29 protein-coding genes are annotated in these 25,552 nt (G+C 66.7%); 15 read left to right on the forward strand and 14 right to left on the reverse strand.

The genetic code is table 11. The features are described 5' to 3' along the window. Both ACWELQ_RS06460 and ACWELQ_RS06465 read left to right on the forward strand, forming a co-directional pair. The coding region (locus ACWELQ_RS06460; protein ID WP_452396002.1) for a dihydrofolate reductase family protein at positions 1-517 on the forward strand (517 nt) is incomplete at its 5' end. A gap of 11 nt (positions 518-528) precedes the next feature. Next, positions 529-990 (forward strand): SRPBCC domain-containing protein, encoded by a 462-nt coding sequence (locus tag ACWELQ_RS06465; RefSeq protein WP_452396003.1) that lies wholly within the window; start codon positions 529-531, stop codon positions 988-990. A 13-nt stretch (positions 991-1,003) separates the two neighbouring features. Here the strand turns inward: ACWELQ_RS06465 and ACWELQ_RS06470 are convergent, their stop codons facing one another. Further along, entirely contained in the window at positions 1,004-1,627 is a 624-nt protein-coding gene (locus tag ACWELQ_RS06470; RefSeq protein WP_452396004.1) for a TetR/AcrR family transcriptional regulator, read from the reverse strand. A 102-nt stretch (positions 1,628-1,729) separates the two neighbouring features. On the opposite strand from ACWELQ_RS06470, the gene ACWELQ_RS06475 reads away from it, so the two are divergent. Together ACWELQ_RS06475 and ACWELQ_RS06480 are read left to right on the forward strand one after the other, a co-directional pair. Continuing rightward, positions 1,730-2,686, forward strand: coding sequence for an AurF N-oxygenase family protein (locus tag ACWELQ_RS06475; protein ID WP_452396005.1), 957 nt, complete (start codon positions 1,730-1,732; stop codon positions 2,684-2,686). A 26-nt stretch (positions 2,687-2,712) separates the two neighbouring features. Next, positions 2,713-3,930 carry an acyl-CoA dehydrogenase family protein gene (locus ACWELQ_RS06480; protein ID WP_452396006.1) on the forward strand — a complete coding sequence of 406 codons (1,218 nt, stop codon included), beginning with the start codon at positions 2,713-2,715 and terminating at the stop codon, positions 3,928-3,930. 37 nt (positions 3,931-3,967) lie between these two features. Here the strand turns inward: ACWELQ_RS06480 and ACWELQ_RS06485 are convergent, their stop codons facing one another. From ACWELQ_RS06485 to ACWELQ_RS06510, 6 genes are all read right to left on the reverse strand, one after another. Then, complete coding sequence (locus ACWELQ_RS06485; RefSeq protein WP_452396007.1) at positions 3,968-5,107, reverse strand: tetratricopeptide repeat protein; 1,140 nt, start codon at positions 5,105-5,107, stop codon at positions 3,968-3,970. Between the two features lie 198 nt (positions 5,108-5,305). Beyond that, entirely contained in the window at positions 5,306-6,091 is a 786-nt protein-coding gene (locus ACWELQ_RS06490; protein ID WP_452396008.1) for a MerR family transcriptional regulator, read from the reverse strand. Between the two features lie 14 nt (positions 6,092-6,105). After that, positions 6,106-6,900: a CPBP family intramembrane glutamic endopeptidase gene (locus ACWELQ_RS06495; protein WP_452396009.1), complete on the reverse strand. Its 795-nt coding sequence runs from the start codon at positions 6,898-6,900 to the stop codon at positions 6,106-6,108. Between the two features lie 137 nt (positions 6,901-7,037). Beyond that, positions 7,038-8,567 (reverse strand): serine hydrolase domain-containing protein, encoded by a 1,530-nt coding sequence (locus tag ACWELQ_RS06500; protein ID WP_452396010.1) that lies wholly within the window; start codon positions 8,565-8,567, stop codon positions 7,038-7,040. A gap of 173 nt (positions 8,568-8,740) precedes the next feature. Continuing rightward, positions 8,741-9,373: a DUF6461 domain-containing protein gene (locus ACWELQ_RS06505; RefSeq protein WP_452396011.1), complete on the reverse strand. Its 633-nt coding sequence runs from the start codon at positions 9,371-9,373 to the stop codon at positions 8,741-8,743. Positions 9,374-9,781: 408 nt separating this feature from the next. After that, the gene (locus ACWELQ_RS06510; protein ID WP_452396012.1) at positions 9,782-10,303 is read right to left on the reverse strand and encodes a DUF7691 family protein; all 522 of its coding nucleotides are present in this window, start codon (positions 10,301-10,303) and stop codon (positions 9,782-9,784) included. Positions 10,304-10,680: 377 nt separating this feature from the next. Here ACWELQ_RS06510 and ACWELQ_RS06515 point away from each other — a divergent pair, with 377 nt between their 5' ends. Further along, positions 10,681-11,154: a DUF6630 family protein gene (locus ACWELQ_RS06515; RefSeq protein WP_452396013.1), complete on the forward strand. Its 474-nt coding sequence runs from the start codon at positions 10,681-10,683 to the stop codon at positions 11,152-11,154. Between the two features lie 177 nt (positions 11,155-11,331). On the opposite strand, the gene ACWELQ_RS06520 is transcribed toward ACWELQ_RS06515, so the two are convergent. Then, on the reverse strand, positions 11,332-11,772 hold the full coding sequence (locus tag ACWELQ_RS06520) for a pyridoxamine 5'-phosphate oxidase family protein (RefSeq protein ID WP_452396014.1): 441 nt from the start codon (positions 11,770-11,772) through the stop codon (positions 11,332-11,334). A gap of 211 nt (positions 11,773-11,983) precedes the next feature. Continuing rightward, complete coding sequence (locus ACWELQ_RS06525; protein ID WP_452396015.1) at positions 11,984-12,976, reverse strand: helix-turn-helix transcriptional regulator; 993 nt, start codon at positions 12,974-12,976, stop codon at positions 11,984-11,986. Positions 12,977-13,088: 112 nt separating this feature from the next. On the opposite strand from ACWELQ_RS06525, the gene ACWELQ_RS06530 reads away from it, so the two are divergent. Together ACWELQ_RS06530 and ACWELQ_RS06535 are read left to right on the forward strand one after the other, a co-directional pair. After that, on the forward strand, positions 13,089-13,556 hold the full coding sequence (locus ACWELQ_RS06530) for a VOC family protein (RefSeq protein ID WP_452396016.1): 468 nt from the start codon (positions 13,089-13,091) through the stop codon (positions 13,554-13,556). A 96-nt stretch (positions 13,557-13,652) separates the two neighbouring features. Further along, positions 13,653-14,663 (forward strand): AraC family transcriptional regulator ligand-binding domain-containing protein, encoded by a 1,011-nt coding sequence (locus tag ACWELQ_RS06535; protein WP_452396017.1) that lies wholly within the window; start codon positions 13,653-13,655, stop codon positions 14,661-14,663. A gap of 36 nt (positions 14,664-14,699) precedes the next feature. Here ACWELQ_RS06535 and ACWELQ_RS06540 read toward each other — a convergent pair whose 3' ends face one another. After that, a complete protein-coding gene (locus ACWELQ_RS06540) occupies positions 14,700-15,263 on the reverse strand; it encodes a hypothetical protein (protein ID WP_452396018.1) in 564 nt (187 codons plus the stop codon). 120 nt (positions 15,264-15,383) lie between these two features. Between ACWELQ_RS06540 and ACWELQ_RS06545 the strand changes: the two genes are divergently transcribed. Continuing rightward, positions 15,384-15,971 carry a TetR/AcrR family transcriptional regulator gene (locus tag ACWELQ_RS06545; RefSeq protein ID WP_452396019.1) on the forward strand — a complete coding sequence of 196 codons (588 nt, stop codon included), beginning with the start codon at positions 15,384-15,386 and terminating at the stop codon, positions 15,969-15,971. A 9-nt stretch (positions 15,972-15,980) separates the two neighbouring features. On the opposite strand, the gene ACWELQ_RS06550 is transcribed toward ACWELQ_RS06545, so the two are convergent. After that, on the reverse strand, positions 15,981-16,616 hold the full coding sequence (locus tag ACWELQ_RS06550) for a TetR/AcrR family transcriptional regulator (protein WP_452396020.1): 636 nt from the start codon (positions 16,614-16,616) through the stop codon (positions 15,981-15,983). 141 nt (positions 16,617-16,757) lie between these two features. Here ACWELQ_RS06550 and ACWELQ_RS06555 point away from each other — a divergent pair, with 141 nt between their 5' ends. From ACWELQ_RS06555 to ACWELQ_RS06575, 5 genes are all read left to right on the forward strand, one after another. Continuing rightward, positions 16,758-17,909, forward strand: a complete 1,152-nt coding sequence (locus ACWELQ_RS06555) for an acyl-CoA dehydrogenase family protein (RefSeq protein WP_452396021.1) — start codon at positions 16,758-16,760, stop codon at positions 17,907-17,909. 29 nt (positions 17,910-17,938) lie between these two features. Then, complete coding sequence (gene fabG / locus ACWELQ_RS06560) at positions 17,939-18,688, forward strand: 3-oxoacyl-ACP reductase FabG (protein ID WP_452396022.1); 750 nt, start codon at positions 17,939-17,941, stop codon at positions 18,686-18,688. 70 nt (positions 18,689-18,758) lie between these two features. Beyond that, a complete protein-coding gene (locus tag ACWELQ_RS06565; RefSeq protein WP_452396023.1) occupies positions 18,759-19,916 on the forward strand; it encodes an acyl-CoA dehydrogenase family protein in 1,158 nt (385 codons plus the stop codon). 49 nt (positions 19,917-19,965) lie between these two features. Beyond that, positions 19,966-21,450 (forward strand): long-chain-fatty-acid--CoA ligase, encoded by a 1,485-nt coding sequence (locus ACWELQ_RS06570; RefSeq protein WP_452396024.1) that lies wholly within the window; start codon positions 19,966-19,968, stop codon positions 21,448-21,450. Between the two features lie 12 nt (positions 21,451-21,462). Next, positions 21,463-21,915, forward strand: coding sequence for a MaoC family dehydratase (locus ACWELQ_RS06575; protein WP_452396025.1), 453 nt, complete (start codon positions 21,463-21,465; stop codon positions 21,913-21,915). Positions 21,916-21,966: 51 nt separating this feature from the next. Here the strand turns inward: ACWELQ_RS06575 and ACWELQ_RS06580 are convergent, their stop codons facing one another. Continuing rightward, on the reverse strand, positions 21,967-22,668 hold the full coding sequence (locus ACWELQ_RS06580) for a YdcF family protein (RefSeq protein WP_452396026.1): 702 nt from the start codon (positions 22,666-22,668) through the stop codon (positions 21,967-21,969). A gap of 375 nt (positions 22,669-23,043) precedes the next feature. Here ACWELQ_RS06580 and ACWELQ_RS06585 point away from each other — a divergent pair, with 375 nt between their 5' ends. Further along, the gene (locus tag ACWELQ_RS06585; protein WP_452396027.1) at positions 23,044-23,511 is read left to right on the forward strand and encodes a carboxymuconolactone decarboxylase family protein; all 468 of its coding nucleotides are present in this window, start codon (positions 23,044-23,046) and stop codon (positions 23,509-23,511) included. A gap of 41 nt (positions 23,512-23,552) precedes the next feature. Here ACWELQ_RS06585 and ACWELQ_RS06590 read toward each other — a convergent pair whose 3' ends face one another. Then, positions 23,553-24,404, reverse strand: a complete 852-nt coding sequence (locus ACWELQ_RS06590) for an NAD(P)H-binding protein (protein WP_452396028.1) — start codon at positions 24,402-24,404, stop codon at positions 23,553-23,555. Between the two features lie 84 nt (positions 24,405-24,488). Between ACWELQ_RS06590 and ACWELQ_RS06595 the strand changes: the two genes are divergently transcribed. Further along, positions 24,489-24,959: a MarR family winged helix-turn-helix transcriptional regulator gene (locus ACWELQ_RS06595; protein WP_452396029.1), complete on the forward strand. Its 471-nt coding sequence runs from the start codon at positions 24,489-24,491 to the stop codon at positions 24,957-24,959. Positions 24,960-24,964: 5 nt separating this feature from the next. On the opposite strand, the gene ACWELQ_RS06600 is transcribed toward ACWELQ_RS06595, so the two are convergent. After that, positions 24,965-25,552 (reverse strand): hypothetical protein (locus ACWELQ_RS06600; RefSeq protein ID WP_452396030.1); only part of this gene is annotated, 588 nt, incomplete at its 5' end.

Genomic DNA, 25,552 nt, shown 5'->3' on the forward strand with positions numbered 1-25,552 from the left:
GGGGACACCGTCACCGGCATCCTCGATTGGTCCGAGGCGGCCCAAGGCGACGCCATTCGGGCTGCACGCGTTTCCCGGCGACCCGGACTGGAAGGGCTGGTGGGGTGATCGGCCCCCGTTCGGCACACCGGTCTACGTCCTGACCAACACACTGCGACGCCAAGATTGGTCGAAACCGGCCCCTCCTGGCGGATACCCGCACCAGGTGGTCGCGCGGCCGTCGATCCCGATGGAGGGCGGGACGACATTCCACTTCCGTTGCGGCGCAATCGAGGACGTCCTGGCCGAGGCGACCGCTGCCGCGGGTGGTCTGGACGTGCGCGTCGGCGGTGGCGTCGGCACCGCGCGCGCCTTCCTGCGCGCCGGTCTGGTCGACGACCTGCACCTCATGGTCGCGCCGATCATCCTCGGCCGCGGCACCGGACTGTGGGACGACCTCGGCGGTCTCGACCTCACCCACAAGGTGACCTCGGAAGTGGGCGAGAGCGGCACGATCCACGTCACCTTCACCCGATAGGGCACGCGCACATGACGATCGGACGCCGACTCGCCCGCGCCGAGTTCACCCTGACCCGCAGCTACCCGGTTCCCGTCGAGCGCGTCTGGGGCGCGTTCGCCGAGGAACAACAGAAATCGTCCTGGTGGGGCGGCGGGGACCGCAAGGTGCTCGGCGAGTGGGCCTTCGACTTCCGTGTCGGCGGCCGCGATATCGCCGAGGGGAAGTTCCACGATGGTCCGGTGTCACGGTACGAGGCCACCTACACCGACATCGTCGAGCACAACCGCATCGTCACGACCTACGACATGTGGATCGACGGGGCCCACATGTCGACGTCGGTAGCCTCCCTGGAATTCGAATCCAGCACCGAGGGAACCCATTTCACCCACACCGAGCACGGCGTCTTCTTCGACCAGTTCTGGGCAGACGGTCCGAATCGCGAGCAGGGCACCCGCGGACTGCTCGACGCTCTGAGCAACTACCTGCGGTGAGCGTCGATCCCAGCTAATGGTTCTCCGGTGAGTTCTTGTTCAGCAAGTGTTCCTTGATGGGGATCAGGAAGTCCCGGGCGTAGTTCTCGGGGCCGCCGGGTTGCTCGAGGCCGAAGGTGTTGGTGGGGATGAGGATCAGGGTGTGGAAGGCGCGGGCGACCTGCTCGGCGAATTGGGCGCGGGTTTCGTGGGGGATGTTGTCCGGCAGGTGCATGGCGGATTCGACGAAGATGCGGCCCAGGTCGAGGGCGATGCTCGCGTCGGCGATGAGGTAGGGGCGCAGCAGGTCTGGATTGAGGCGGAGCACCGATTGCAGGCCGGGGTGGTGACGCAGCAGGCGGTACGCGTGGGCGAAACCGTGGATCAGCTGATCGTCCTGCGACTCGTAGCGATCCCGCACCGCGGCGACCTCCGCGAAGAAAACCGCCAATTCGGACTCGACGGCAGCCGAGATCAGTGCGTCACGGCCGGGGAAGTAGTTGTACAGCGTCGCGCGTCCCACCCCTGCGCTGCGAGCGACCTCGTCCATCGACAGCTTGCGCAGACCGGTCGTGGCCGCCAGGGACACCACGGCATCGAGGATGCGGGTGCGGATGTCCTTGGTCTCGACGACGCCGCCGGTGGGCAGTGCATTCATGGGAAAATCCTACGACGTAGACAAATAGTCATAAAGTGTCTAACGTTCTATCTGTGGATGCGTGGCGACGTCGCCCGTCCGGCCATCTCAGGAGTGGAAGCCATGACTGCAGCGCCCAGCTACGAGGAAATCCTGAAGACTCTCTCGGAGGGCTCGGTGCAGCGGCATTTCGACGCGTTCGCCGACATCGCCTGGGACGACCCGGATTTCGCTGTCGACCCGAACGATGCCCGGTGGGTCCTGCCGGCCTGTGAGCCCTTGGGCGCCACCGCCTGGTATCAGGCTCAGCCGCTGGCGGACCGGATCCGCATCGGCCTCGCGCGCCAGGCGAACACCGCAAAAGTGGGGTTGCAGTTCGAGAACATGCTGATGCGCGGCATCCTCGAGTACATCTTCGAATTGCCCAATGGCGACCCGGAATTCCGGTATCTCACCCACGAGGTCACCGAGGAGACCCACCACACGCAGATGTTCCAGGAGCTGGTCAACCGCATCGGCGTGGACACCCCCGGCGTTCACCCGCTGGTGCGGGCGGTGCACACGTTCATTCCGCTGACGGTGCGGGTCGTGCCGGCGTTCTTCTTCTCCATGGTCCTGTGCGGCGAGGAGCCGATCGACCACATGCAGAAGACGATTCTGCGCTCGGGCACCGCGAATCATCCACTCATGCTGCGCATCATGCAGATCCATGTCGCCGAGGAGGCGCGCCACATCTCCTTCGCTCACGAGTATCTGCTGCGCGCCGTCCCGGCCCTGCACCCGTTGCGACGCACGACGCTGTCGTTGCTGTTCCCGGTCATGTTCTTCATCGCCTGCGACCTGATCGCGAAACCGTCTCCGAAATGGGCTGCGCAGCAGGGCATTCCGCGCGAGGTGATGCGGGAGGCGTTCTGGCGCTCACCGGTGTCGCGAAAGATGCGCCGCGACATGCTCTCCGATGTGCGCGGCCTGGCCCACGGTTGCGGCCTGATGAACCCGGTATCGGAACGGTTGTGGCGGCTCATGAAGGTCGATGGCCGGGCGTCGCGCTACCGCAGCGAACCCGTCCGCTCGGTCTGAGGTCCTCGGCGCGAACGGAGCATCCCATGGTCAATCTCGAACTTCCCAAGAAACTTCTGGTCACCGCCAATCTGGCCCACCAGGTCGCGGCGGGGCTGTTTCGCCCGATCTCCCGCAAATACGACCTTGCCGAGCACCGGTATCCGGTCGAACTCGACCTCATGGCCGCGGTGATGGCGGGAATGAACGACTCCGGGGCCGATGTGGTCGCGGGAGCGTCCGGCACCCGCGCGACCGGTGATGACGGCGGTGCCGCGGCCGGGAACGTCAACGGCGGCAATATGGCCGCGATGGTCAGCGCGGTCGAAGCGTGCTGGGGTGACGCCGCGCTGATGATGACCATCCCGTACCAGGGGTTGGGCAACGCGGCGATCATGGCCGTCGCCACCGACGAACAGCTGGCGCGCTTCGGCAAGGTCTGGGCTGCCATGGCCATCACCGAGCCCGGGTTCGGCTCCGACTCGGCGGCCGTGACCACCACGGCGGTCCTCGACGGTGACGAGTGGGTGCTCAACGGCACCAAGATCTTCGTCACCACCGGTCAGCGGGCCACCCACATCGTGGTGTGGGCGAGCGTCGACAGATCGGCCGGGCGTGCCGCCATCAAGTCGTTCGTGGTGCCGCGCAACGCGCCCGGACTGACCGTGGCCCGGCTGGAGAACAAGCTGGGCGTCAAGGCCTCCGACACGGCCGAACTGCGACTGGAGGACTGCCGGATCCCCGCCGACAATATCCTCGGCAGCCCGGAAGTGAACGTGGAGAAGGGTTTTGCCGGGGTCATGCAGACCTTCGACAACACCCGCCCGCTCGTCGCCGCCATGGCCATCGGCGTCGCCCGCGCCGCGCTCGAGGAACTGCGTGCCGTGCTGCACCAGGCCGGGATCGAGCCCTCCTACGACATCCCCGCGAGCAACCAGCCCGCGGCCGCCGCGGAATTCCTTCGCCTGGAAGCAGATTGGGAATCCGCCTACCTGCTGGCCTTGCGCGCCACCTGGATGGCCGACAACAAGAAACCCAACTCCCTCGAAGCGTCCATGTCCAAAGCCAAGGCCGGCCGCATGGGCACCGACGTCACCCTCAAAGCCGTCGAACTCGCCGGCACCCCCGGCTACTCCCAGCGCACTCTCCTCGAAAAGTGGGGCCGCGACTCGAAGATTCTCGACATCTTCGAAGGCACCCAGCAGATCCAACAGTTGATCGTGGCCCGCCGCGTGCTGGGCCTGGGCAGCGACAAGCTGAAATGACAAGCCGAGACGATGTCCCGGCACTCGAAGACGTTTCTCAGCGGTTTCTGTCGTGCCGTAATCGATCTACGGCTTTCTGGATCAGTTCCTGGCGGTGGGCTCGGGGTGCCAGCTGTCGCTCGTACTCGATCAGGCTGTCGGCGGTGACACGGTCGCCCATCACCAGGGCGAGCAGGTCCGCGTAGCTACCCAAGGGAATCGAGCCGGATCGGGCGGTGTGGATCGGGGACGTGGTGACAGGCAGGCCGTACGGTAGCTTGCGCAGATTCTGTACCGCGGCGGCGCTGCCCGCGGCGGCGGCGCGGAGCCACCATTGGCTGGCCGCGGTGTAATCGCCGCGGCGGTACAGCAGCAGTCCGAGATTGTTCATGGCACTGTTCTCACCGGCCTCGACCGCCCGCCGATACCACCGCTCGGCCTCGACGCGATCGCCCTGTTCGTCCAGCATCGCCCCCAGGGCGGCCATCGCCTGCGCATTGCCCGCGTCGGCGGCTTTGCGCAGCCACATGTGAGCTTCGAGGTGCGCGCTGTCGTTCAGGGCGCGGTTGCGCCACTGCGCGAATCGGCCCTGGGCCGCGATCCGGTCGTGCAGCAGGCGTGCCAGGCGGTCCATCGCGGCCGTTTCGCCCAGGACCGCACCGTGGCGGTAGCACTTCTCGGCCGCGGCGAGATCACCACGCTCCTCGTAGATTCGACCGATCCCGGCCAAGCCGTCGCCGTCGTGCGGAGCGGGCGATTCCGTCGGCGGCTGCTCGAAAACCGTTGGAGCGGCCTGGATCGGTTCGAACCGCGCGGGCTCGCGGCGGGGGCGGCGCCGCCGGAGCAACGACCTCGGCACGGACGACTTCGGCTCCAATACCGCTGCCACGCCTACGCTTCCGACGAAAACCGCCGCGCTGCCGCCAAGGATCGCACCCCCGATTTCCAGGTACCTGATCCCGTCCCGGTGGCTGGCGCGCTGCTCGGCGACCGCGTACTCGTAGGACCTTCCGCTCTTCTCGCCGAGCCGAACGCACTCCATCCCCGGACCCATCGGCAGTCCGTTGCAGGTCGGTTCGGAATTCGGGTCCGTGAGTAGCTTCCCGACCCCGATGACGATCGCGATGAGACCCGCAAGGCCCATCAGAAGCGTCCCGAGCAGCAGCACAGTGAGAACCCCTTGCGCGAACGATCGCATCTCGCGCACCTCCCGCCGACCAATAACACTGTCTGCCAATCCAATCAACAGCAAGGCGCAACCGCCCGTCGAACCCGAAAACTAGGGCCGCGACTCGAAGATTCTCCCGAACACCGAGATGCCCTCGAGCCGTTGACCTTCAGCTGGATAGGAGGCGCTCAGGGGCCGGCGATTGGAGATGTTCGGGGTTCGCGGATGTCAATGGGTCTCCGGTCTCGGGATTCGAATGCCGGAGGCGCGGAGTCTGTTTTCGAAGACTGCCGTCGCGCGCGCCGTGGCCGAGGTCTGGTCCTCGCCGTGGCGGGCGATCATGGTGTAGCGGGTCGCGGCGTCGGTGCCGGCCTGCAGGGCGGTCACGACTTTCAGATGTTCGGGGTTGGCGAGGAAGTGGTCGGCCAGGTCGGTGGCGAGTGTGGCGGCGCGAGGATCATCGGGTTCCCATTCCGCGGCGGAGGCGGCGCGTTTGATGAGGGTGACGTACTCGGGGTCGTCGAGGGCATGGTCTAGATGGGTTAGATAGTCGTCGAAACCTGCTGGGACAAGGGCTTTGGCCAGCGCCCAGCCTTCGCGTGCGGTGGCGATCTCGTCGGTGGGAAACCCGAGTTGCGACATCCGGTCCAGTAGTGCGACGGCGCGGTCGCCCAACAGCGTTCGATCGCCATCGGCGAGTCTGTGCAGGGCGTCCCGGCGGGCGATCATCTCCTCGATTCGCTCGGTGAGCCCGCGCTCGACCTCGACGATCGCGGCGGCGAACCGGTCGGTGTCGGCGTCGAGCAGCGGCCCGATATCGGCCAGCGGCACCCCGGCGGCGGCCAGCGCCCGGACTCGGACCAGCCGCAGCAGATCATCGGATCCGTAGCGCCGGTACCCGGAGCTGTCACGGTCGGGCTCGGTGACCAGGCCGAGCTTGTGGTAGTGCCGCACCGTCTTCACCGTGACGCCGACGAAGGCCGCCGCCTGCCCGATCGTGACTCCATTCCGCATGGGGTCAGCCTGCCTCAGACCAGGCCCAGCACAAGGGCCGCGGTGCCGAACGTGGCCACGATCGAGGTCACGCCGACGTGCATCCCGATCGAGAGCCGAATGTCGTTGTACCGCCAGGCGCACCAGTAGCCGGGGAAGGTGAAGATCACGCGCGAGACGAAGACCCACGGCGACCACAGGTGATACAGCGCGAACAGGACAGTACTGACCACCGGCGCCCATCCGCGTAGATGGGCGATCCTGGGCAGCAGGAAACCACGAAAGTACACCTCCTCGAGCAGCGGCAGCGTGAACCCGGTCAGGGGCAGGCAAATCAGCGTCGTGACCAGCAGTGTCGAGTGCGAGTGACCGTGTAGGTCGAGGTAGGTATTGTTGCCGCTGCCACCGGTATTCGCGTATGGCAGCCAGGTGAAGAACGGCTTGAAGAAGTTGTTCAACGGCGCGAGGACGACCCCGAGCACCATCATCCACCCGATGAGCGCGGTCACCATCGCGAGGAGCTTGCCACGCGGAACAGGTCTGCCGGTGTAGTGCAGCACCCCCTCCAGCGACCGACGGCCGTTGCGTTGGTAACCCAGCCACAGCAGCCCGGCTTGGATCGGAAACAGGATCAGGCACAGTGCGATTGCCCAGCCCAGGAAGGCCGGGCAGCCGACGGCTTTAGCGAGGGGTTCGCCGAGGAAAAGGTAGGCGGTGACGATCAGGACTCCGGGGACCAGATGCAGCGCGATCGACAGTGGCAGGGAGTGACGGTCGCCGAGCAGCCGCTCCGCGATCAGGCTCGGTCGTGTGGGTTCGATGGTGTACATAACGAGAACTCCGAGGACAGTGCAGGATTGGATGTGCGGGATCGGACGGGGAGTGGCGAACGAGGGCCGCGGAGCTCGCCGCGGCCCTGCTCGGTTTCGAGGGGAGCGATCCACTTGCCAGGGTGAGCGACGATCGCTCAGCTGGTCGGCTGGCCGGGATCGGCCTGGCCGCCGCAGAACACCTCGTCGACCAGGCGCTGCTGCGCGGCCTGGAACGGCCCCGCTATGGACATCGAGGAGTCGTCCACACAGGTCAGCGACGCTGTCATGGTCTTGCCGCCATCCGGTGTGGAGTACATCAACGTCGCGAAACCCGCGTGGCCGCCGTTGTGGGTGATAACCGTTGCGCCGCAGGCAGTTTCCTGCACGAATACACCCAGGCCGTAACCCATGCCCGGAATGCCCGTGGGAATCGGCGTGCGCATCTGCGAAAGCAGTTCGGCGGGAAGGAGTTTGCCGCTGTTGAGGGCGGAGATGAAGGTGGCCAGGTCGCGGGTGGTCGAGATCATGTCACCGCCGCTGGGGTTCCAGGACGGGTCGTGGCGAGTGATGTCGACCGCCGACTCGCGGCCCTCGTACCGGTAGTAGGCGTGGGCGTGCGGTTCGGGGATCTCCGGGCCGTCGGGCACCAGGGTGTTCGACAGCGCGAGCGGGTCCAGGATCAGCCGCTGCATCTCCTCGGCGAAGGAGCGGCCGCTGACCTTTTCGATCAACAGTCGAGCCAGTGCGTAGTTGGTGTTGGAGTAGCTCCAGCCGGTGCCCGGCTCGAATCGCAGCGGCTTGGACAATGCCAGTTCTACCAGCTCGTGCGGCCGGTAGGTGTGGAACCGGTCGTCGACCCACTGCTCGCCCCAGGGCGTGCCCGGCGCGGGAATCCCTTCCACGATCGTCCCGTCCGGGTAGAGCTCGCCGGTGAAGTTGAAGATTCCGCTGGTGTGCTGCAACAGCATTCGCACCGTGATCCGCTCGTCCAGCGCGAGCTCGGGCAGAGAGGCGATCACCGGGGTGTCCAGCCCGAGCATGCCCTCGGCCACCAAGGCCAGCACCAGGGCCGCGGTGAAAGTCTTTGTGTTGCTGGCGATGCGGAGGTGCCCGTCGATCGGCGGCGGTGTCATGCCACCCAGCTCGGCCGCACCGGCGCTTCCGGCCCACTCACCGCGCTCGTCACGCACACGCACCGCCGCCCCGAGGAAACCCGAATCGACGATCTCCTCGATCGCACGCCGCAATTCCGGGCGATCCTGTCCGGCGGCGGACGTAGCGGTCGAACTGACGGTGTCGAGAGCGGCAGTGACCTTGCGGGCCATCTCCGACATGGCGGAACTTGGGTTACCCGAATGGTTCTGAGCCGCTTGCACGGCCCGAAGTACCGTGCCTCGGAAGTTGTCGGACTCCGCCGGATCTCGCTGGTCGAGGATCCGTATCGCCGCGGTCAGCGCCGGAAATACCTGGTCGGCGAGTTCGGCGACGGTCGTGTCGGTCAGCTCGATGTCCTTGGTTCGAGCCGTGAGCACGTGCCCGACCAGACCGGTCGCCGACGTCAGAGCCAGGACCGCATTTGCCACCGACTTGTGAGGTGTAGCGGAGGCGGCGGCCATCAGTGAGACAGTGCCGTACGCGGCGGTCCGCAGGGTGCTCTTGTCCTGGTCGGAAAGGGTGATCGTCATGATGGTCTGCTCCTCGAAGCTGTGATGTCCCGTCGGCGTCGTGCCGCTGCGCCGAGCCTCCACCTTGACCTCGGGTCAACCTCAACCGTGATCTGACTCACAACAATCCGTCTGCGACGACTCCGAACCGAACGTTCAGCTCTTCTGGCCTCGGGTATTGAGTGGCCCGCTGACTACCGCGAGGCCGGGGGCAGGAGCCGGCCGCTGAGGACGGGACGTTCGTTGAGATCATCCAGAGGCAGCCCGACGCCCAGGGTCTCCGCAAGCCCGTAGAACAGTCCGCGCGACCCCAATGGGCCGTATTCGTGTCCGTCGGGGTCGTGTTCGTATTCGCCGGGTTGGGCGCCGAGCGCCCGCATCTCGGTGTCGAAGCGGTGCGGGTCGGTGCCTGTCCGGTCAGCTGGGGCGAGGCTGGTGATCGTGTTGAATCCGGTGATGAGGCGCCCGTCCTCGGCGTACCGGAACACCACTCCCGGTTTCTCGTTGGCGTTCAGCACCAATGCCGCGGTTCCGATCGAGGCGCGCAGTACCAGCGCTGGATCTTCGACGCATTTCCAACTGCCGTGCTCCCACGCCCAGGCCCAGCTTCGGTAATGCCCTGCGCTGACCACGTATCCGTCGGATGCGAAGAGAAAATCGCCCAGCTCGTAGTGGAAGTCAGCGGGCCCGCGCACCGCCACTGTGTTTCGGTCGACGCCCATCCGCTCCAAGAGTTCCCAGGCGTTGATCTGACGCGCGAAGGTGAGGCTGAGCAGCGGCAAGTCCCTGCCGTACATCCATTCGAGCCCACCGGTCGTGGTGTTCACGACGCCGCCGGTTCGTTGATCGCGATCAAGGTCGGGAAACGAGGTTCATGAACCCCGGCGTCGTCATCGGCTGAAGCAGTCACAGCAGCTGACACTGCCATGAGCCACCGACATCCACGGCCACTCCTGAGCCCTTGAACCCACAGTATCCGGTGAAGAGGCAAAGCCCTGTGCGCCAACACATCTCGACTCGCCGATGTTGCGATGACAGCCGGAGGCCGCAGGCAGAACAGGATGTCCGCCGAGTGGCACAAACCGGAGGCCAAGTCGGACATAACCCCTCCAGGGTGTGCCACTCGACGACTCGGGTTGTTGGGTTGGGGCGTCCGGCATTCGGCTGGAAGCGGATATGGATGCCCCATCGAAGGGATGTGGCACTGACTTCGGAGACGGTTCTACGCGTGTGCCTCAGCCGCCCCAAAAGTAGATGAGATCCTTATTGGCACACTTGGATTCGTACATCCACCGGGTCTCCTGATCGACCTCGTCCCAGTCGATTTCCCCCTCTTGCTCGGCTATCCACTCGTCCAGGGTTTCGATGTTGTATTCCTTGCTCTGGCTACTGCAGCCGTTCCATTCGGGTTGAGGCAGCAGATCCTCGAAAGGCCGGTCATAGAGGAGATCGATCATGTCTCCGTCCCAGTGGAATGACAGATCATCGATGTACGGGCCGAGCTCTGCACATATCAATTCCAGTGCCTCGGTGTATACCTCAGCATTTTCCTCTTCAAATGGCCCGCCCGCGAAGATCGTTCGCAACGCCGTACGGACGTTGTCGATGTGCTTCTCCTGATTACCTGGGTCGAAGGTCACTGCGAGCTCCCTGGAATCCTTGTCCAGGAGCCGATTCAGGAAAGCTTCGTCCTTGGACCCGATGACGGCCTTCAGCTCCGCTTCGTCAACAAGGTAAACATGCAAGATATGTCCCACGGCGCAAGGCTAACCGGGCGCACCGACAATGCATCTACGCGCCCTCAGACTAGCGTCGATCTTTCGCCGTGCCGCTGGCCCCGGCCTGATCGGTTCTGGATTGGTTGCCGGTCGCTTTGGCGATGCCCACTCGCTCCACTATCGATCCGCCTGCGCGCCAACTTGTTCCACGCCTTTGTCACTGACAGCACGACCAGCCAGACTGTGGTCACAGTCCGCTTCGGGCGCAGATAGCACATGGTCAACTCGCGCTCATCGGCAGTGCGGGACGTTGGGTCGACTTCGGATCGACACGACCCGTTGATCTTCGGCTGCTCCGCGCTGGCCGGTTCAGTCAGCGCGACTCGCGGTATGAGGGTGCGTTGGGAGGTACAGCGGTGGACGTCGAGAACCGTGAAGCATGGGCAAAGGTCGCAAGGATTGTCGCGCCCGGTTATCCCAGTGTGGCCCAGGCAGTCCGGTCCGGCGCGGGCGAACCGTTCGACGATCTGCGATGGGCCCTGCATGACCGAGGCCAGACCGCCTACATCGATTGGAAGAGCGATCCCGATGAGATTCGCCGCGAGTTGAAGTCAATCCAGAAGTTTCCGCATAGATTCCGCTGGAGTTGGTTTCCCGCCTTTATCGAAACCCTCCAGGACTGCGACACCGGGGAAGACACCACCGCAACCCTCGAGGAGATCGGCGAACGCTGTCTGCAGATCAAGTACGCACTTCTCTCCATGGAGCTCAACGCCGACGGCTACCTCCTGTTTGCCGTCCATACAGACCGCCTGCCCTACATCCTGGATCTCACCGCCGAAGCCGGCCGAAAATTCCGTGTGATCCGCCGCGGTTGCTGGAAATCCTGAGGCATCCCAACGCCCAGAACTTCCTACTCGATTGGGGCGAACGCCTACAAAACCAGCCCCCGGCATTGTTCGGCCAGCGTGAGCAGAAGCTCGCCCATCGGCAAATCAGTGTGTTTGGGCGACTGGCTTACTTGGCGGCGTGTCCGTCGGGAGGTTTGCCTGCCGTGGGGGTTGGCGTTAGCGACGTCGGGTGACCAGCACGCCCTTGCCGGGGCGCCAGTGTTGGATTATCAGTAGTTCGGCTGCCGGGTCGACGGAGGTTAGGACTGCGGCGGTGAGGTCGAGGCGGAAGTTGTGGACGTCCGGTGGAGATCCGAGGGCCGCTTTCGCTGGTCCGGTGAGTTCTATTGCGACACCTATTACTTTGGCGTCGCCTTCGTTGGGGTGGGCGTGGATCGCGCATCGTCCGTCGCGTCGTAGGTCGGCTGCCTTCACCGCGGCGGGCATGGAGCCGAACATGAGATCGGGGCCGATGAATTCCACCTCCGATCCACTGACTCGAGGGGCGCCGTCTCGACGCAGGGTTGCCAGCACGTGGGTCTTGTGAGCCTCGAACCGCAGCCTCACCTGCGCCGCCAATTCCGGTGCCTCATTGCTGAAGTCCAGCCATGTCGCCATGGAATCAGGATGCCAGCACCCCCGACAGTCCGGGTTACGCAGCAAATGCTCAGGCGCACAGTTCTTCTGTCGAGCGCGCCGCCGATGCTCGGTTCGAGCACCCGGATGTCACTGCCGGACATACGCTCTCGGCATGGGGCTGCGTTCTGCCTGTGCCGGACCAGCTCAGCCTGTTGACCTTCACCGCTGCGCAGTGGCCAGCCGGTGACGGTCAGTCGTGCCCGGCGGCGCGGCGGGCGCGGTGGGAGAGCTCGGTGAAGGCTTCCCGCAGGGAATCCGGGCCGATGACCTCGATTTCGGTGTCGAAACGGGCCAGCGTCGCCGCGAGGGCGGGCCAGGACCAGGAGCCGGTGATGAGTCTGGTGCGGGTGGGGGAGAGTTCTTCGAGGAATCCGTCGGCGGCGAAGGGGGCGACGCGGGTGGCGGGGAGGTGGAGGATCACCTCGCCGCGGCAGGGCCAGGTGTCGGCGGTTTCGGAGCCTTTGAAGCGGGTGGCGAGGAAGCGGGCGGGGTCGCCGCCGGGCAGTTCCCTGGGGGTGAAGCGTGGTCCGTTGGGGACGCGCAAGGAGAGGCGGTCGACGCGGTAGATTCGCCAGTCCGCTTGGTGCGCTTCCCATCCGAGGAGATACCAGCGTCCCTGCCGGGCCACCAGGTGGTGCGGCTCCAGCAGGCGAGGCGGCCGCGGGGCGGTGTCCTGCGCGGATCCCGGTGGCCGATAGTCGAATCGGACCTGTTCGGTGGCCCGGATGGCCGCGCTGAGCGCGAGCAGGACCTCGGTGTCGGCCTGCTGATCGCCACCGGTCGACTCGACCGCGGTGACCTCGAGGGCGTCGACGCGCCGGCGCAGGCGGGCGGGCAGCACCTGGCGCACCGTCGCCAGCGCGCGATCGGCTGCCTCCTCGATGCCCGCCCCCGCGCCGACCGCGAGCCGCAGGGCGACGGCCAGCGCGACCGCCTGCTCATCGTCGAACAGCAGTGGCGGCAGCTCGCTGCCCGCCACGAGCCGGTAACCGCCCTCGGGCCCCTTGATCGCCCGGACGGGATAACCGAGTTCGCGCAGGCGATCGACGTCGCGGCGCACCGTGCGCTCGCTGACGTCCAGGCGCTCGGCGAGCAGCCCGCCGGGCCAGTCGCGGCGGACCTGGAGCAGGGACAGCAGCGAGAGCAGACGCGCGGAAGTCGAGGTCGAGGCGGCGGTCGGCATGTTCTTCAGAGTGCCAGAAGTAGCGGACAAACCCTGGCCGGTATTGCTGACAGTGTGGTTCTGGTCGCCGGAAGCCGGCGGCGGAAGCCATTGCCGAAGGGACTGGAACGCCATGTCTGTCAACGCTGTCGCTCACCTCAATTTCCACGGTCAAGCCCGTGCCGCGCTCGAGTTCTACCGCTCGGTGTTCGGCGGGGATCTCACGATCGCCACCTACGGTGACTTCGGGATGCCCGCCGGGTCGCCCGGCGCCGAGCGGGTGGTGTTCGGTCAGGTCGTCGCCGACAACGGATTCCGGGTGATGGCCTATGACGTGCCCGGCCTGGACGCCGCGGTCGCCGCGGGCGCGCCGACCACCCGCCGGGAGAACGGCGCGACCCTCACCTCCGAGCCGTTCTTCCTGTCCGTGCGCGGCGAGACCGTCGAAGAGGTTGCCGCGCTGTGGAAACGCCTCGCCGAGGACGCGGCGGTGATCGAGGAGTTCGCTCCGGCCCGGTGGGCGCCCGGGTTCGGGATGCTGCGCGACCGGTTCGGGATCACCTGGATTCTCGACGTCGCGGCCGACTACGCCGGGGCCTGAAACCTCCGCCGCGCGAGTACGACCGGACCCGACCGGTAAAACCAACCGATGGGTCCGCTAATTCGGTGGAGTAGGCGGCTGCATAAGATTCGCCGAATGTTCGAAGGCACCGTTCCGGCTCGCACCGCCGCGCCCATCTACTCCACCGCGGTGCGGATCGGTGTGCCGTCGGAACTCCTTCGCGGCATCCCGGGCCTGAATGTGGGCCTGTTCGATGAGGAACTCGTCCGGATTCCGTCCGGGGCGGTGTGGCAGGCCTGGCAATTGATCGATGAGATCGGCGGGGCCGGAGTCGGTCCGGCGATCTCCGCCGCCACCGAACGCGGCTGCTTCGGCGTGTGGGACTACTTGTTCTCCAATGCCCCGACCCTCGCCGAGGGCCTGCGCACCGTGCACGAGTTCCGGCCCCTGGTGGCCAGTCCGGCGGTGGGCGGCGCGATCATCGTGGACGGCGGACTGCTCACCGTTCGCGAGAACGGCGCGCTGCGGCCCGAGACCATCATTCCGGCCCGGGAGGAGTTCACGCTCGCGCTGATGCTGCGCCGGATTCGGGAGGCCACCGGCGAGCCGCTGGTCCCCATCCGCGTCCGATTCACCCAGGACGCGCCGCGCGTGCACAAACATCTGGTCGAGGTATTCGGTACTCGCAGAATCGAATTCGGCGCTCCCTACGCGGAGATGTCCTTCCTCGACGCCGCGGATCTTCCGACCGACGGCGACCCGCACCAGGCGCGTATGCACCGGCACTACGCCGAGATGCTCATGTCCTCGTTCCGGATCGCGGGCGATTGGCGCAGCACCCTGCACATCGCGATCCACGAGTCGATGCTGCGCGGTGAGACCGACCTGCGCTGGGTCGCGGACCGTCTCGCGGTCGGTCCGCGCACGATTCAGCGTCGATTGCAGGAACAGGGCACCACCTGGCGCGACGAGCTCGAGGCGGTCCGCTACGAACATGCGGTGAATCTGCTGCGCAACACCGACCTTCCGGTCAGCTCGGTGGCCGCGCGACTCGGATACAGCGACGCCAGAGCCCTGCGTCGCGCTTTCCTCCGCTGGAAAGCGTTGCTGCCGAGCGATCTCCGCACGGCGGCGATGAGCTCCTGATCGACAGACGTCGCCGCACGGCAACCCGGACATCCCTCACGCCTCCGAGGTGGCGCGGGCGCGGATGGCTTTCACCTCGCGGACGGTGAGCAGGAAGGGAATCAGCAGGCCCGCCAGGCGTACGGGCAGGCCGACGGCAATGCCGAGATCGGCGATCCGCACGACGCTCAGGGCGATGGCCAGGCTCGCGAAGGAGACGCCCCAGATCCTCGTGATGGTCAGGTGTGTGCGGCGGAAATCCGCACTGTCCCAGGTGTTTTGCGGTACGTGCTGGCGGGCGATGCCCATGGTGAACGGGTGGCCGACCGCCATGCTGCCGAACGCGATCAGCGCCAGCCAGGCGAAGGACAGGACGTCATTGGCCTTGATCAGTCCCGAATGCGGTGCCAGGAAACCGATCCCGCTGAGCGCGAGCAGGAACACGGCACTGCCGAGATCGAGGATCATCGCGCTCGCCGGAGTGCCGCGCCGACGGTTCAGGCCGAGCTGAACGATCGCGACGGAGAAGCCGAGCAGGGCGCCCCAGCCCATCTTGTCGCTGGGGAACGGGATGATCACGATCCAGGGGAGGAAGCCGAGGAGGAAGCTGTGGATCTTCATGATCCGACCTTTCGTCGGAGACCGCGCCACGCCTTAATGCGTGTGCGCTTGCTATAAGACGGTAGAAGGGTCCAGAGCTTAAAGCAAGTGCTCTCGCATTTGTTGCTAGAATCGGCGCTCATGAGCGATATCTCGGCACCTCGTCGCCGCCCCGGCGGCCGCACCGCGCGCGTCGGTGCGGCGGTGCACGACGCCGTCCGGGCCCTCATCGAGGAACGCGGTCGCGACGGATTCACCGGTCGCGACGTGGCCGAACGCGCGGGCGTCAACGAGGCGACGATCTACCGGCGCTGGGGCACCCTGGACAATCTGGTGCTCGACGTGGCGGTGGCCGTCGCCCGGCTCAATCAGGAGCAGCCGCTGCCCGACACCGGCTCGCTGCGCACCGATCTACGGGGTTGGGCGGCGCGGATGGCCACCGAACTCGCTGCGCCCGAAGGGCTCTCGCTGATGCACGCGGCCGTCGCCGCGCGGTCGAACGCCGCGGCCGGTTCCGGCCGGGCTCAGCAGATCACCGATGTCGCCGCCGCCCGCGCCGCTGTGATCGAGCAGATGCTCGACCGGGCCCGCGCCCGCGGTGAGCACACCCCCGACCTGTCGAGGGTGCTCGATCGACTGGTCGCACCGCTGTATCTGCGCGCGATCTTCGGGTACGGCAGCACCGAACACGATCTGGACGACCTCGTCGACAACACGCTCACCGAATAGCGGCCCCGGTCAGCGCGCGCCGGTGATCGCGTCGTAGCGCAATTGCAGCCCGTCGATGAAGGCGCTGAGCGCGAGTTCGAAACTCTCCGAGTCGATTTCGTCGGCCTTGGCGCGGAGCAGGTGGGCCTGGTCGAGGTGCGGGTAGCGATCCCGGTAGACCTGCACGTCGTCCACGAAGCCTCGCGAGAAGGAACCCATGGTGGCGCCCATGACCAGATAGCGGGTGGCGGCGCCGATCATGGTGGCGTCACGCGCGGGCCAGCCCGCCGCGACGAGACCACCGTGGACCGCGTCGGCGTGCCGCAGGTTTTCCTCCCGGGTGCCGGGTCCGGCCGCGAGGTAGGCGACGAAGTTCGGGTGGCGCACAAGGGCTTCGCGGTAGGAGCGGGCCCAGGAGGTGAGGCCGGTGCGCCAATCGGCCGACTCGAACGCCGAGGTGTCGACGCGGGACATGATGCCGCCCGCGATGTCGTCGAGGACCGCGTCCTTGGTGGGGTAGTGGGTGTAGAGGGACGCGGCTTGCACGCCGAGTTCGGCGGCGAGTTTGCGCATGGACAGCTCGCCGAGGCCGTCGCGATCGATCAGCGTCAGGGCGGCCTCGCGGATGCGTTCGCGGCTCAGCAGCGGCACTTTCGGCCTGGCCATCGACGCACCTCCTGCTGTGGCGGACCCCCGGTGATCCCCCGATGAGGCTCGAACCTATCACCGTTTCCTTGATAACCGAACACTGTTAGGATAGCGTCGAGTAATAAACCTAACAACGTTCGGTTAGGAGCTATCGGCACCATGGACTTCGAACTCGGCGAGTCGCAGCGCGAACTGCGCGATCTGGCCAAGGCGTGGGTGGACAAGGAGGTCGTCCCGTACGCCGCCGCCTGGGATCGGGCCGAATCGGTCGACACCGCGATCGTCGGAAAGCTCGGCGACATGGGCTTTCTCGGCATCGAGATCCCCGAGGAGTACGGCGGCTCCGGTGGCACCGCGCTGGACTACTGCCTGCTGCTCGAGGAGCTCGGGCGCGGCGACAGTTCGGTGCGCGGCATCGTGTCGGTCTCGCTCGGGCTGGTCGGCAAGACGATCAAGACCTACGGCACCGAGGCGCAGAAACGCGACTGGCTGCCGCGGCTGTGCGCCGGTCAGGCGCTGGGCTGCTTCGGGCTCACCGAACCCGGCACCGGCTCCGACGCGGGCAATCTCACCACCAAAGCCGTTGCGGACGGCGAGGATTGGCTGCTGTCGGGCACCAAGATCTTCATCACCAACGGCACCTGGGCCGATGTGGCCATCATCTTCGCGCGCACCGGCGGCCCCGGCCCGCGCGGCGTGACCGCGTTCCTGGTCCCCACCGACGCGCCCGGCTTCGGCCGCACCGAGATCAAGGGCAAGCTGGGGCTACGTGGTCAAGCCACCGCCGAACTCGTGCTCGACCAGGTCCGTGTCCCCGACGCCAACCGGCTCGGCGAACTCGGTCAGGGCTTCAAGATCGCCATGGCCGCCCTCGACAAGGGTCGCATGGGCGTGGCCGCCGGATGCGTCGGCGTCGCGCGCGGCTGCCTCGAGGCCGCCGTCGAATACGCCGGGCAGCGTGAGCAATTCGGCAAGCCGATCGCCTCGTACCAGTTGGTGCAGGAACTGCTGGCGGATATCGCGGTCGAGGTGGAGGCCGCGCGGCTGCTCACCTGGCGGGTCGCCGACCTGGTCGGCAAGGGCAAGCCGTTCGGCACCGAGGCGTCGGTGGCGAAACTGTTCGCCAGCGAGGCCGCGGTGAAGGCCGCCAACAATGCCATCCAGGTGTTCGGCGGCTACGGCTACATCGACGAATTCCCCGTCGCCAAATACCTGCGCGACGCGCGCGTGCTGACTCTCTACGAGGGCACCAGCCAGATCCAGAAACTGCTCATCGGCCGCGCCCTCACCGGCGTGAACGCCTTCAACTGACAACCACTCACGGACAGGGAGATTCACTCATGTCGAAAGTCGCAGTCGTGACCGGCGCCGCGCGCGGAATCGGCGCGGGCACCGCCGCCCGCCTGGCCGCCGACGGTTTCGCGGTGGCCATCGTCGATCTCGACGAGGCCGCCTGCAAGGACGCCGTGGACGCCATCGTCGCCGCGGGCGGCACGGCGATCGCGGTGGGCTGCAACGTGACCGACGAGGCACAGGTGCAGGCCGCGTTCGAACGCGTTGCCGCGGAACTGGGCTCGGTGGACGTGCTGGTCAACAACGCGGGCGTGCTGCGCGACAACCTGCTGTTCAAGATGTCGGTCGACGACTGGGACCTGGTCATGTCGGTGCATCTCAAGGGCACGTTCCTGTGCTCGCGGGAGGCGCAGAAGTACATGGTCAAGCAGAAGTCCGGGAAGATCGTGAACACCTCCAGCGTGTCCGCGCTCGGCAGCCGCGGGCAGGCCAACTACAGCGCCGCCAAGATGGGGATTCAGGGGCTGACCCGCACGCTGGCAATGGAATTGGGACCGTTCGGCATCAACGTGAATGCTGTCGCGCCCGGCTTCATCGTCACCGAGATGACCGATGCCACCGCCGCCCGTGTCGGCGTCTCCCCGGAGGAATTCCGCGCCGAGGCCGCCAAGATCACCCCGCTGCGCCGGGTCGGCGAGCCCGCGGATATCGCGAACGTTGTGTCCTTCCTGGTCTCCGACAACGCCTCCTTCGTCACCGGTCAGACCATTTACGTCGACGGCGGACGCCGTCTCTGACGAGACCCAACTCTTGGGGGTTTCAGGGGCATCCTCTGAAACCCCTTCAACAAGAAAGACTTTCGGAGCAATGCAGAGAACAGTTTTCGACAAGGATCACGAAGCCTTCCGGGAGACCGTGCGCGCCTTCCTCGAAGCCGAGGTCGTGCCGGTGTACGAGGAGTGGTACGCCGCCGGTATCGCGCCGCGCGAGTTCTACTACAAGCTGGGCGAACTCGGCGTGTTCGGCATCGAGGTCCCGGAGGAGTTCGGTGGCGCGGGCATCGAATCCTTCAAGTTCCAGGCCATTCTCATCGAGGAGTGCGCCCGCGCCGCGGTCTCGCTGGGCGGGTCGGGCGTGCATGTCGGGCTGTGCCTGCCCTACATCCTGAACCTGGCCACCCAGGAGCAGAAGGAACGCTGGCTGCCGGGCTTCGTCTCCGGTGAGACCATGTTCGCCATCGCCATGACCGAGCCCGGCACCGGTTCCGACCTGGCCGGAATGCGCACCACCGCAAAGCTTTCCGAGGACGGCACGCACTACGTGCTGAACGGCTCCAAGACCTTCATCACCGGCGGCGTGCTCGCCGACCGTGTCATCGTCTGCGCCCGCACCGCCCCGGCCACGGAAGGCGATCGCCGCCACGGCATCTCGCTGTTCGCCGTCGACACCAAGTCCGCGGGCTACACCGTCGGCCGCAAGCTCGACAAGCTCGGCCTCAAGGTTTCCGACACCGCCGAACTCAACTTCACCGACGTCAAGGTGCCGGTCGAGGATCTGCTGGGCGCGGAGCACAAGGGCTTCTCCTACCTGGGCCAGAACCTGCCCCAGGAGCGCGCATCCATCGCTGTCGGCGCGTACGCGCAGGCCAAGGCCGCCATCCGCTTCGCCAAGGAATACACCAAGCAGCGCAATGTCTTCGGCCAGCCGGTCGCCAGCTTCCAGAACACCAAGTTCGAGCTGGCCGCCTGCCAGGCCGAGGTGGACGCCGCCGAAGCCGTCGTCGACCGCGCGCTGGAAGCCCTCGACCAGGGCACCCTGACGGCCGCCGACGCCGCGTCGGCCAAGCTGTTCTGCACCGAGGTCGCCCACCGCGTCATCGACCGCTGCCTGCAGCTGCACGGCGGCTACGGCTTCATCAACGAATACCCGATCGCGCGTCTCTACGCCGACAACCGGGTGAACCGAATCTACGGCGGCACCAGCGAAGTCATGAAGATGATCATCGCCAAGGACATGGGTCTCTGACCCGGAAACCCCCGCTCGACCGCAGCACCGAACGAACCCCGAGGTCTCAATGAACGCGACTCTCTCCCTGGCCAGCATCCTCGCCGAACCGGCGTGGCGGCGACCCGACCACCTCGCCCTCATCGAGGGCGAGCAACGCATCACCTTCCGCGACCTGTGGCGGCAGGCCCGCGAACAGGCCGGGGCGCTCATCGAACTCGGGGTGCGGCCGGGGGACCGGGTCGCGCTCATGGGACCCAATACCGCCGAGTTCCCGCGCGCCTACTTCGCCATCCTGGCGGCGGGCGCGACGGTGGTGCCGGTGCATCTGCTGCTCACCGCCGACGAGGCCGAGTACGTGCTGCGCGACAGCGGGGCCAAGTTGATGATCTGCCATCCGATGGTGGCGGCCGTCGGCAAGGACGCCGCAGGCCGGGTCGGCATCGACTGCGTCAACCCGAAAGAGCTGACCGGCGAAGCGATTCCGGCCTATGTCTCGCGCAGCCCGCTCGACACCGCCGTCGTCTTCTACACCAGCGGCACCACCGGGCGGCCCAAGGGCGCGGAGCTCAGCCACCTCAATATGGTCATGTGCGCCACCGTGAACGCCTTCGACGCCAACGAGGTCAAGCGCGAGGACATCGCGTTGGGCGCGCTGCCGCTGTTCCACGTGTTCGGCCAGACCGTCTCGATGAACTCGCACTGGCGGCTCGGCGCGACCCTCGTGCTCATGCCGAGATTCGATGCGGCGGAAGCGCTTCGGCTCATGGTCGCCGAGAACGTCAACACCTTCCACGGCGTGCCGACCATGTACCACGGACTGCTCGAGGCCGCGAAGGACGCCGAAAAACTGCCGCGGCTGCGGCTGTGTATCAGCGGCGGCGCGGCCATGCCGCCGGTCATCATCGAGGAGTTCGAGAAGGTGTTCGGCTCCCACATCCTCGAGGGCTACGGCCTGTCGGAGACCTCGCCCACCGCGACGGTGAACCAGCCGCTGCTGGGCCCCGAGATCGGCACCGTCGGCCATCCGGTCTGGGGTGTCGAGGTCGAGATCGCCGACGCCGACGCGCGCGACCGCATCGACCTGCTGCCCGCCGGAAGCATCGGTGAGGTCGTGGTGCGCGGCCACAACGTCTTCAGCGGCTACACCGGCAAGCCCGAGGCCACCGCGGAAGTCATGGTGGACGGCTGGTTCCGCACCGGCGACCTCGGCATCAAGGACGAGGCCGGATATCTGCGCATCGTGGACCGGATCAAGGAGATGATCATCCGCGGCGGGTTCAACGTGTACCCGACCGAGGTCGAGGCCGCGCTGCTGCGGCACCCGAACATCGCGCAGGTGGCGATCATCGGCGTGCCCGACGACAACTACGGAGAGGAGATCCTCGCGGTCGTGGTGCCGTCCGGACCGCTCACCGCCGAGGAAGTCGTCGACTACGCGAAAGAGCATGTGGCACGGTACAAGTACCCGCGCCGCGTCGAGTTCGTCACCGAATTACCCATGGGCCCCACCCACAAGATCCTCAAACGCGAACTCAAGCAGCGCTACGCCTAGCCGGAGGACAGCATGATCGACTTCAGCGATTTCGAACAACTGCGCAAGGCCGTCGGCACCGAAATCGGTGTCAGCGACTGGATCACGATCGATCAGCAGCGCATCGACACCTTCGCCGACGCCACCGACGACCACCAGTGGATCCACGTCGACGCCGAACGCGCCGCCGTCGGACCCTACGGGCGCACCATCGCGCACGGCTTCCTCACCCTGTCTCTGACGGTGCCGATGACCGCGCAGGTCATGACCGTCAGTGCCGCGAGCATGGCAATCAACTACGGGCTCAACAAGGTTCGGTTCATCAACCCGGTGCCGGTGGGCAGCCGCATCCGGGGCCGCTTCACCCTCGACGCGCTCACCGACATCCCGGGCGGCGTGCAGGCCGTGCGGACGGTGACCGTCGAGATCGAAGGCGTGGACAAGCCCGCCTGCGTGGCGGAAAGCATCGCCCGCTACCTGGCGTGACGAAATCGCGAAGACCCGACGGTCGATCGACCGCCGGGCCTTCGCTTTTCGCTACTTGCCCGGACCGAACGGCTCCGCCGCCAGCGGCGCGGAATCCGGAGTCATGGTCGCCACCACCGAGATTCCGGCCGCCCGGAAGTTCGTCAGCGCCCGGGCGATGTGATCGGCCGAGGTGATCAGGATCGCCGCGTGCGCGCCGATCGCGTCCATCAGCTGTGCCGAGAAGGCCGCGTTCTGGACCGTCGAATTCGCCTTGGTCTCGGTGTGGATGCGGGCCCGCTCGATGCCGTGGTCGACCAGCCAGTCGGCCATGGCATCCGCCTCGGTCACCCCGTTCTGCGGATTGCCGCCGGTCACGATGACCGGGGCCTGCGGGGACAGCAGCGCCGAGACGTACCCGGCGTAGAGGCGCGCCATGAGTTCGGGGCGCATCTGGCCGTCGGGTTCGAGGCCGTAGCCCAGCACCACGATGGCGGTGTCCGGGGTGAACAGGGCGGGCAGGTTTACGCCGGGCAGGTCGACGCCCGGGAAATTCAAGGTCGAGAAGCCGTCGATGGAGGCCAGCACATCGCTGGACAATCCGGCGAGCGGGTCGATCTGCGTCGGCGACTGCCCCGCGATCGGCTCCGCGGCGGGGGCTGAATCCGCCTCGGCCGCAAGGACATCCGGGCCGGGCGGGGCGTCGTCGGTGTAGGCCGGGGCCGGATCCGCGTAGGCCGGTGCGGCGGCGGTGGCCAGGGCGATGGCGGTCACCCCTGGTAGCAGTGCCTGGAGTGTTCGGACCCGGACGGTGGTAGTCGGTCGATGATGTCGGCCGGTTCCGCGTCGCCGCAGTTCCGGACGAACCCCCTGCCATTGACCGCTGGATGAGATCTTTCGATGTCTGCCTGCGTAGAGCATCGCAACCCCCTAGGTAGCCGGATAGTGACTACCGGTCGGTTCACAATCGTCTGAATCATGATCGCGCCGGACTCAGTCCCCCGGAGGCGATTTCGGGAAATCAAGATTCCAATTTCGGGGCAGGTCTCGGCGGTGACCGGCGTCACACCGGAGGCGATGTCACACCTGTGCGGGCCGCGTCGTCAACCCGACGAAGGCAACAGAGACCCACACAGAAAAGAGAGAACGATGACCCGCTTCGCCATCTTCGAGAACGAAGTCTCCGCCAAGTTCAACAAGCGTCTCGTCACCGCCGCCCGCGTGATCGACGAGTCCACCCTCCCGCGTACCACCCAGGAATTGGTGAAGATCCGCGCCTCCCAGATCAACAGCTGCGGCATGTGCCTCGACATGCACACCAAGGACGCCGCCCACGCCGGCGAAACCCCGGTCCGCCTGGCCATGGTCGCCGCCTGGAAGGAATCCTCGGTCTTCACCGAGCCGGAACGCGCGGCGCTCGCGCTGACCGAGGAGGCCACCCGCCTGGCCGACGCCGCCCCCGGCGTCACCGAGGACACCTGGGCCCAGGTCCGCAAGCACTACGACGACGACCAGATCGGCGCCCTGATCTCCCTCATCGCCACCATCAACGCCTGGAACCGCCTCAATGTCATCTCCGGCATGCTCGGCGGCGATTACACCCCCGGCCAGTGGTAACCCCTGCCGTGCGCCCCAATTGCCTTGGGGCGCACGGGTGGTCAGCCGAGGAAGGCTGCCCGGTGGGATTCGCACCAGGCGGTGAAGGTGTGGGGTGGGCGGCCGAGTAGGTCGGTGACGGTGTCGGTGCGGGTGCCGATGGTGTCGGCGCGCATGAGGGCGAAGCCCTCGCGGATGGCCTCGGCCAGGGGCGGGGGAGCGCCGTTGGGGAAGCGGGCGGCTACGGCTTCTTCCGGAGTGGTGGTTTCGCGGATCTTCAGGTCCCGGTTCAGGATTCGGGAGAGTGCGGCTACCTGGTCGCCGATGGTGAGGAGTTCGGGGCCGGTCAGGTGGTAGGCCGCGCCGGTGTGGCCGGACCGGGTGAGGCAGTGGGCGGCTACCTCGGCGATGTCGGCGGGGTCGATCGGGGCGTAGCGGCCGGGGCCGGAGGGGTCGAGGATCGGGGTGTTCGCGCGGATGGCGGGGATCCATTCCAGGGCGTTGGACATGTAGCCGCCGGGGCGGAGGATCGTGTGCGGAATTCCGCTGGCGCGCAGTAGTTCTTCGCGTTCGTGGTGCCAGCTGCCCATGGCGGGCAGCGGCTCGACGAGGACGTGGGCCGAGGAGATGAGCACGATGCGCTCGACCCCCGCGTGGTGCGCCGCCTTCAGGGCGTTGCGGGTGTGGTCCAGTCCGATGCCGGGGACCAGCAGGAACAAGGCCGTCACGCCGGTCATGGCGCGGTCGAGGGCGGCGGGGTCGTCGAGGTCGCCGAGTGCGGGTTCGGCGTGCCGGGGGAGGGTGGCGGCGCGGGTCGAATCGCGCACGAGGGCGCGGAATTCGATGCCGTCGGTGTCGAGGAGGCGGGTGAGTTCGCGGCCGATGTTTCCGGTCGCTCCGGTGAGCAGTAACATGACTTCTCCAGATCGTTAGCCGTCTATTGAAAAACGTTAGACGGCTAACGATCGACCGTCAATAGTCCGACCACCGGAGGTGCCGTGTCTCCCGAAGGCTCAGCAGATTTCCTCGACCTGCACGGCCGCACGTCGAAAGCCTTGCGCGCCTTGGCCGATCGCGACATGCGCCGACTCGGCCTGCATCTGGGCCAGAATCACGTGCTGGCCGTGCTGTGGGAGCAGGACGGGCGTACGCCGGGGGAGATGGCCGCCGCGTTGAATGTCACCACTCCGACCGTGGTGAAGATGGCCACCCGCATGGCGGCCGCGGGCCTGCTCGAACGTCGCCGCGACGACCGCGACAATCGCCTGGTCCGGCTCTGGCTGACCGAGCACGGCCGGGAATTGCGCGAGCCGGTCGAGGCCGATCGGAAGGCGCTGTCGGACAATGTCACCGCCGACCTCACCGATGCGGAGCGTAAGCACCTGATGTCGGCGCTGGCGAAGATCCACCGGTCCGCCGCGCAACTGCTCGGCGGCCCCGTCGATCACACCGAGTCGATTCCGGACTGATCCGGCTACTTGGCGGGAAGCGCGTTCTGCAACCCGCCCACCTCGGTGATCTTCCATCCGGAGTTGCGGTCGATGGTCATCGAATAGGTGACCGTGCTCTGCGTGCCGTCCGGCGTCTGCGCGCTGGTGGACGTGACGTTCAGATAGGCGTTGACCTTGTAGATGCCGCCCGCCTCGGACGTCACCGCCGCCGACAGCGCGGTCGCCTTGGACGTCCACTGCAACGGCAGCAGGATCTGTTCGAGTTGCGGTGCGGTGGCGTCGAATTTGGCCGACAGCTGGGGCGTGGTGCCCGCCTGGAGGCGGCCCAGCCAGCCCTTCACATCGTGGTAGTCGATGGTGGACGCGCCGAGGGCGTAGTCGGTGGCGACCTGTTCGGCGTGCCGGTCGTCGGCGGCGGCCGCATCGCGGTCCGACAGCTTCGACGACGCCGAGGCGTAGAGCACGCCGAAGGTGACCGACAGCGCCAGCGGCGCGGCGATGGCGGCCGCGACCAGCACGGTCGAGAGTCGAATCGACACGGTGCGTGGGGTTTTCGCGTCCTTCGGGCTGTCCTGCGTCTCCTCCGGTGCGGGCGTGGTCGGCTCGATGGT

Source organism: Nocardia sp. NPDC004722, assembly GCF_053601505.1.

Excerpts from the sequence above, each read along its gene's own strand:
- ACWELQ_RS06520 (WP_452396014.1), bottom strand. The coding sequence starts at position 11,772 with ATGGCGACATGGCTGGACTTCAGCAATGAGGCACCGGAATTGGCGGCG.
- ACWELQ_RS06570 (WP_452396024.1), top strand. The coding sequence starts at position 19,966 with ATGAACGCGACTCTCTCCCTGGCCAGCATCCTCGCCGAACCGGCGTGG.
- ACWELQ_RS06485 (WP_452396007.1), bottom strand. The coding sequence starts at position 5,107 with ATGCGATCGTTCGCGCAAGGGGTTCTCACTGTGCTGCTGCTCGGGACG.
- ACWELQ_RS06555 (WP_452396021.1), top strand. The coding sequence starts at position 16,758 with ATGGACTTCGAACTCGGCGAGTCGCAGCGCGAACTGCGCGATCTGGCC.
- ACWELQ_RS06545 (WP_452396019.1), top strand. The coding sequence starts at position 15,384 with ATGAGCGATATCTCGGCACCTCGTCGCCGCCCCGGCGGCCGCACCGCG.
- ACWELQ_RS06495 (WP_452396009.1), bottom strand. The coding sequence starts at position 6,900 with ATGTACACCATCGAACCCACACGACCGAGCCTGATCGCGGAGCGGCTG.
- ACWELQ_RS06585 (WP_452396027.1), top strand. The coding sequence starts at position 23,044 with ATGACCCGCTTCGCCATCTTCGAGAACGAAGTCTCCGCCAAGTTCAAC.
- ACWELQ_RS06475 (WP_452396005.1), top strand. The coding sequence starts at position 1,730 with ATGACTGCAGCGCCCAGCTACGAGGAAATCCTGAAGACTCTCTCGGAG.
- ACWELQ_RS06540 (WP_452396018.1), bottom strand. The coding sequence starts at position 15,263 with ATGAAGATCCACAGCTTCCTCCTCGGCTTCCTCCCCTGGATCGTGATC.
- ACWELQ_RS06500 (WP_452396010.1), bottom strand. The coding sequence starts at position 8,567 with ATGACGATCACCCTTTCCGACCAGGACAAGAGCACCCTGCGGACCGCC.
- ACWELQ_RS06550 (WP_452396020.1), bottom strand. The coding sequence starts at position 16,616 with ATGGCCAGGCCGAAAGTGCCGCTGCTGAGCCGCGAACGCATCCGCGAG.
- ACWELQ_RS06525 (WP_452396015.1), bottom strand. The coding sequence starts at position 12,976 with ATGCCGACCGCCGCCTCGACCTCGACTTCCGCGCGTCTGCTCTCGCTG.
- fabG (WP_452396022.1), top strand. The coding sequence starts at position 17,939 with ATGTCGAAAGTCGCAGTCGTGACCGGCGCCGCGCGCGGAATCGGCGCG.
- ACWELQ_RS06530 (WP_452396016.1), top strand. The coding sequence starts at position 13,089 with ATGTCTGTCAACGCTGTCGCTCACCTCAATTTCCACGGTCAAGCCCGT.
- ACWELQ_RS06470 (WP_452396004.1), bottom strand. The coding sequence starts at position 1,627 with ATGAATGCACTGCCCACCGGCGGCGTCGTCGAGACCAAGGACATCCGC.
- ACWELQ_RS06590 (WP_452396028.1), bottom strand. The coding sequence starts at position 24,404 with ATGTTACTGCTCACCGGAGCGACCGGAAACATCGGCCGCGAACTCACC.
- ACWELQ_RS06575 (WP_452396025.1), top strand. The coding sequence starts at position 21,463 with ATGATCGACTTCAGCGATTTCGAACAACTGCGCAAGGCCGTCGGCACC.
- ACWELQ_RS06490 (WP_452396008.1), bottom strand. The coding sequence starts at position 6,091 with ATGCGGAATGGAGTCACGATCGGGCAGGCGGCGGCCTTCGTCGGCGTC.
- ACWELQ_RS06465 (WP_452396003.1), top strand. The coding sequence starts at position 529 with ATGACGATCGGACGCCGACTCGCCCGCGCCGAGTTCACCCTGACCCGC.
- ACWELQ_RS06535 (WP_452396017.1), top strand. The coding sequence starts at position 13,653 with ATGTTCGAAGGCACCGTTCCGGCTCGCACCGCCGCGCCCATCTACTCC.
- ACWELQ_RS06480 (WP_452396006.1), top strand. The coding sequence starts at position 2,713 with ATGGTCAATCTCGAACTTCCCAAGAAACTTCTGGTCACCGCCAATCTG.
- ACWELQ_RS06565 (WP_452396023.1), top strand. The coding sequence starts at position 18,759 with ATGCAGAGAACAGTTTTCGACAAGGATCACGAAGCCTTCCGGGAGACC.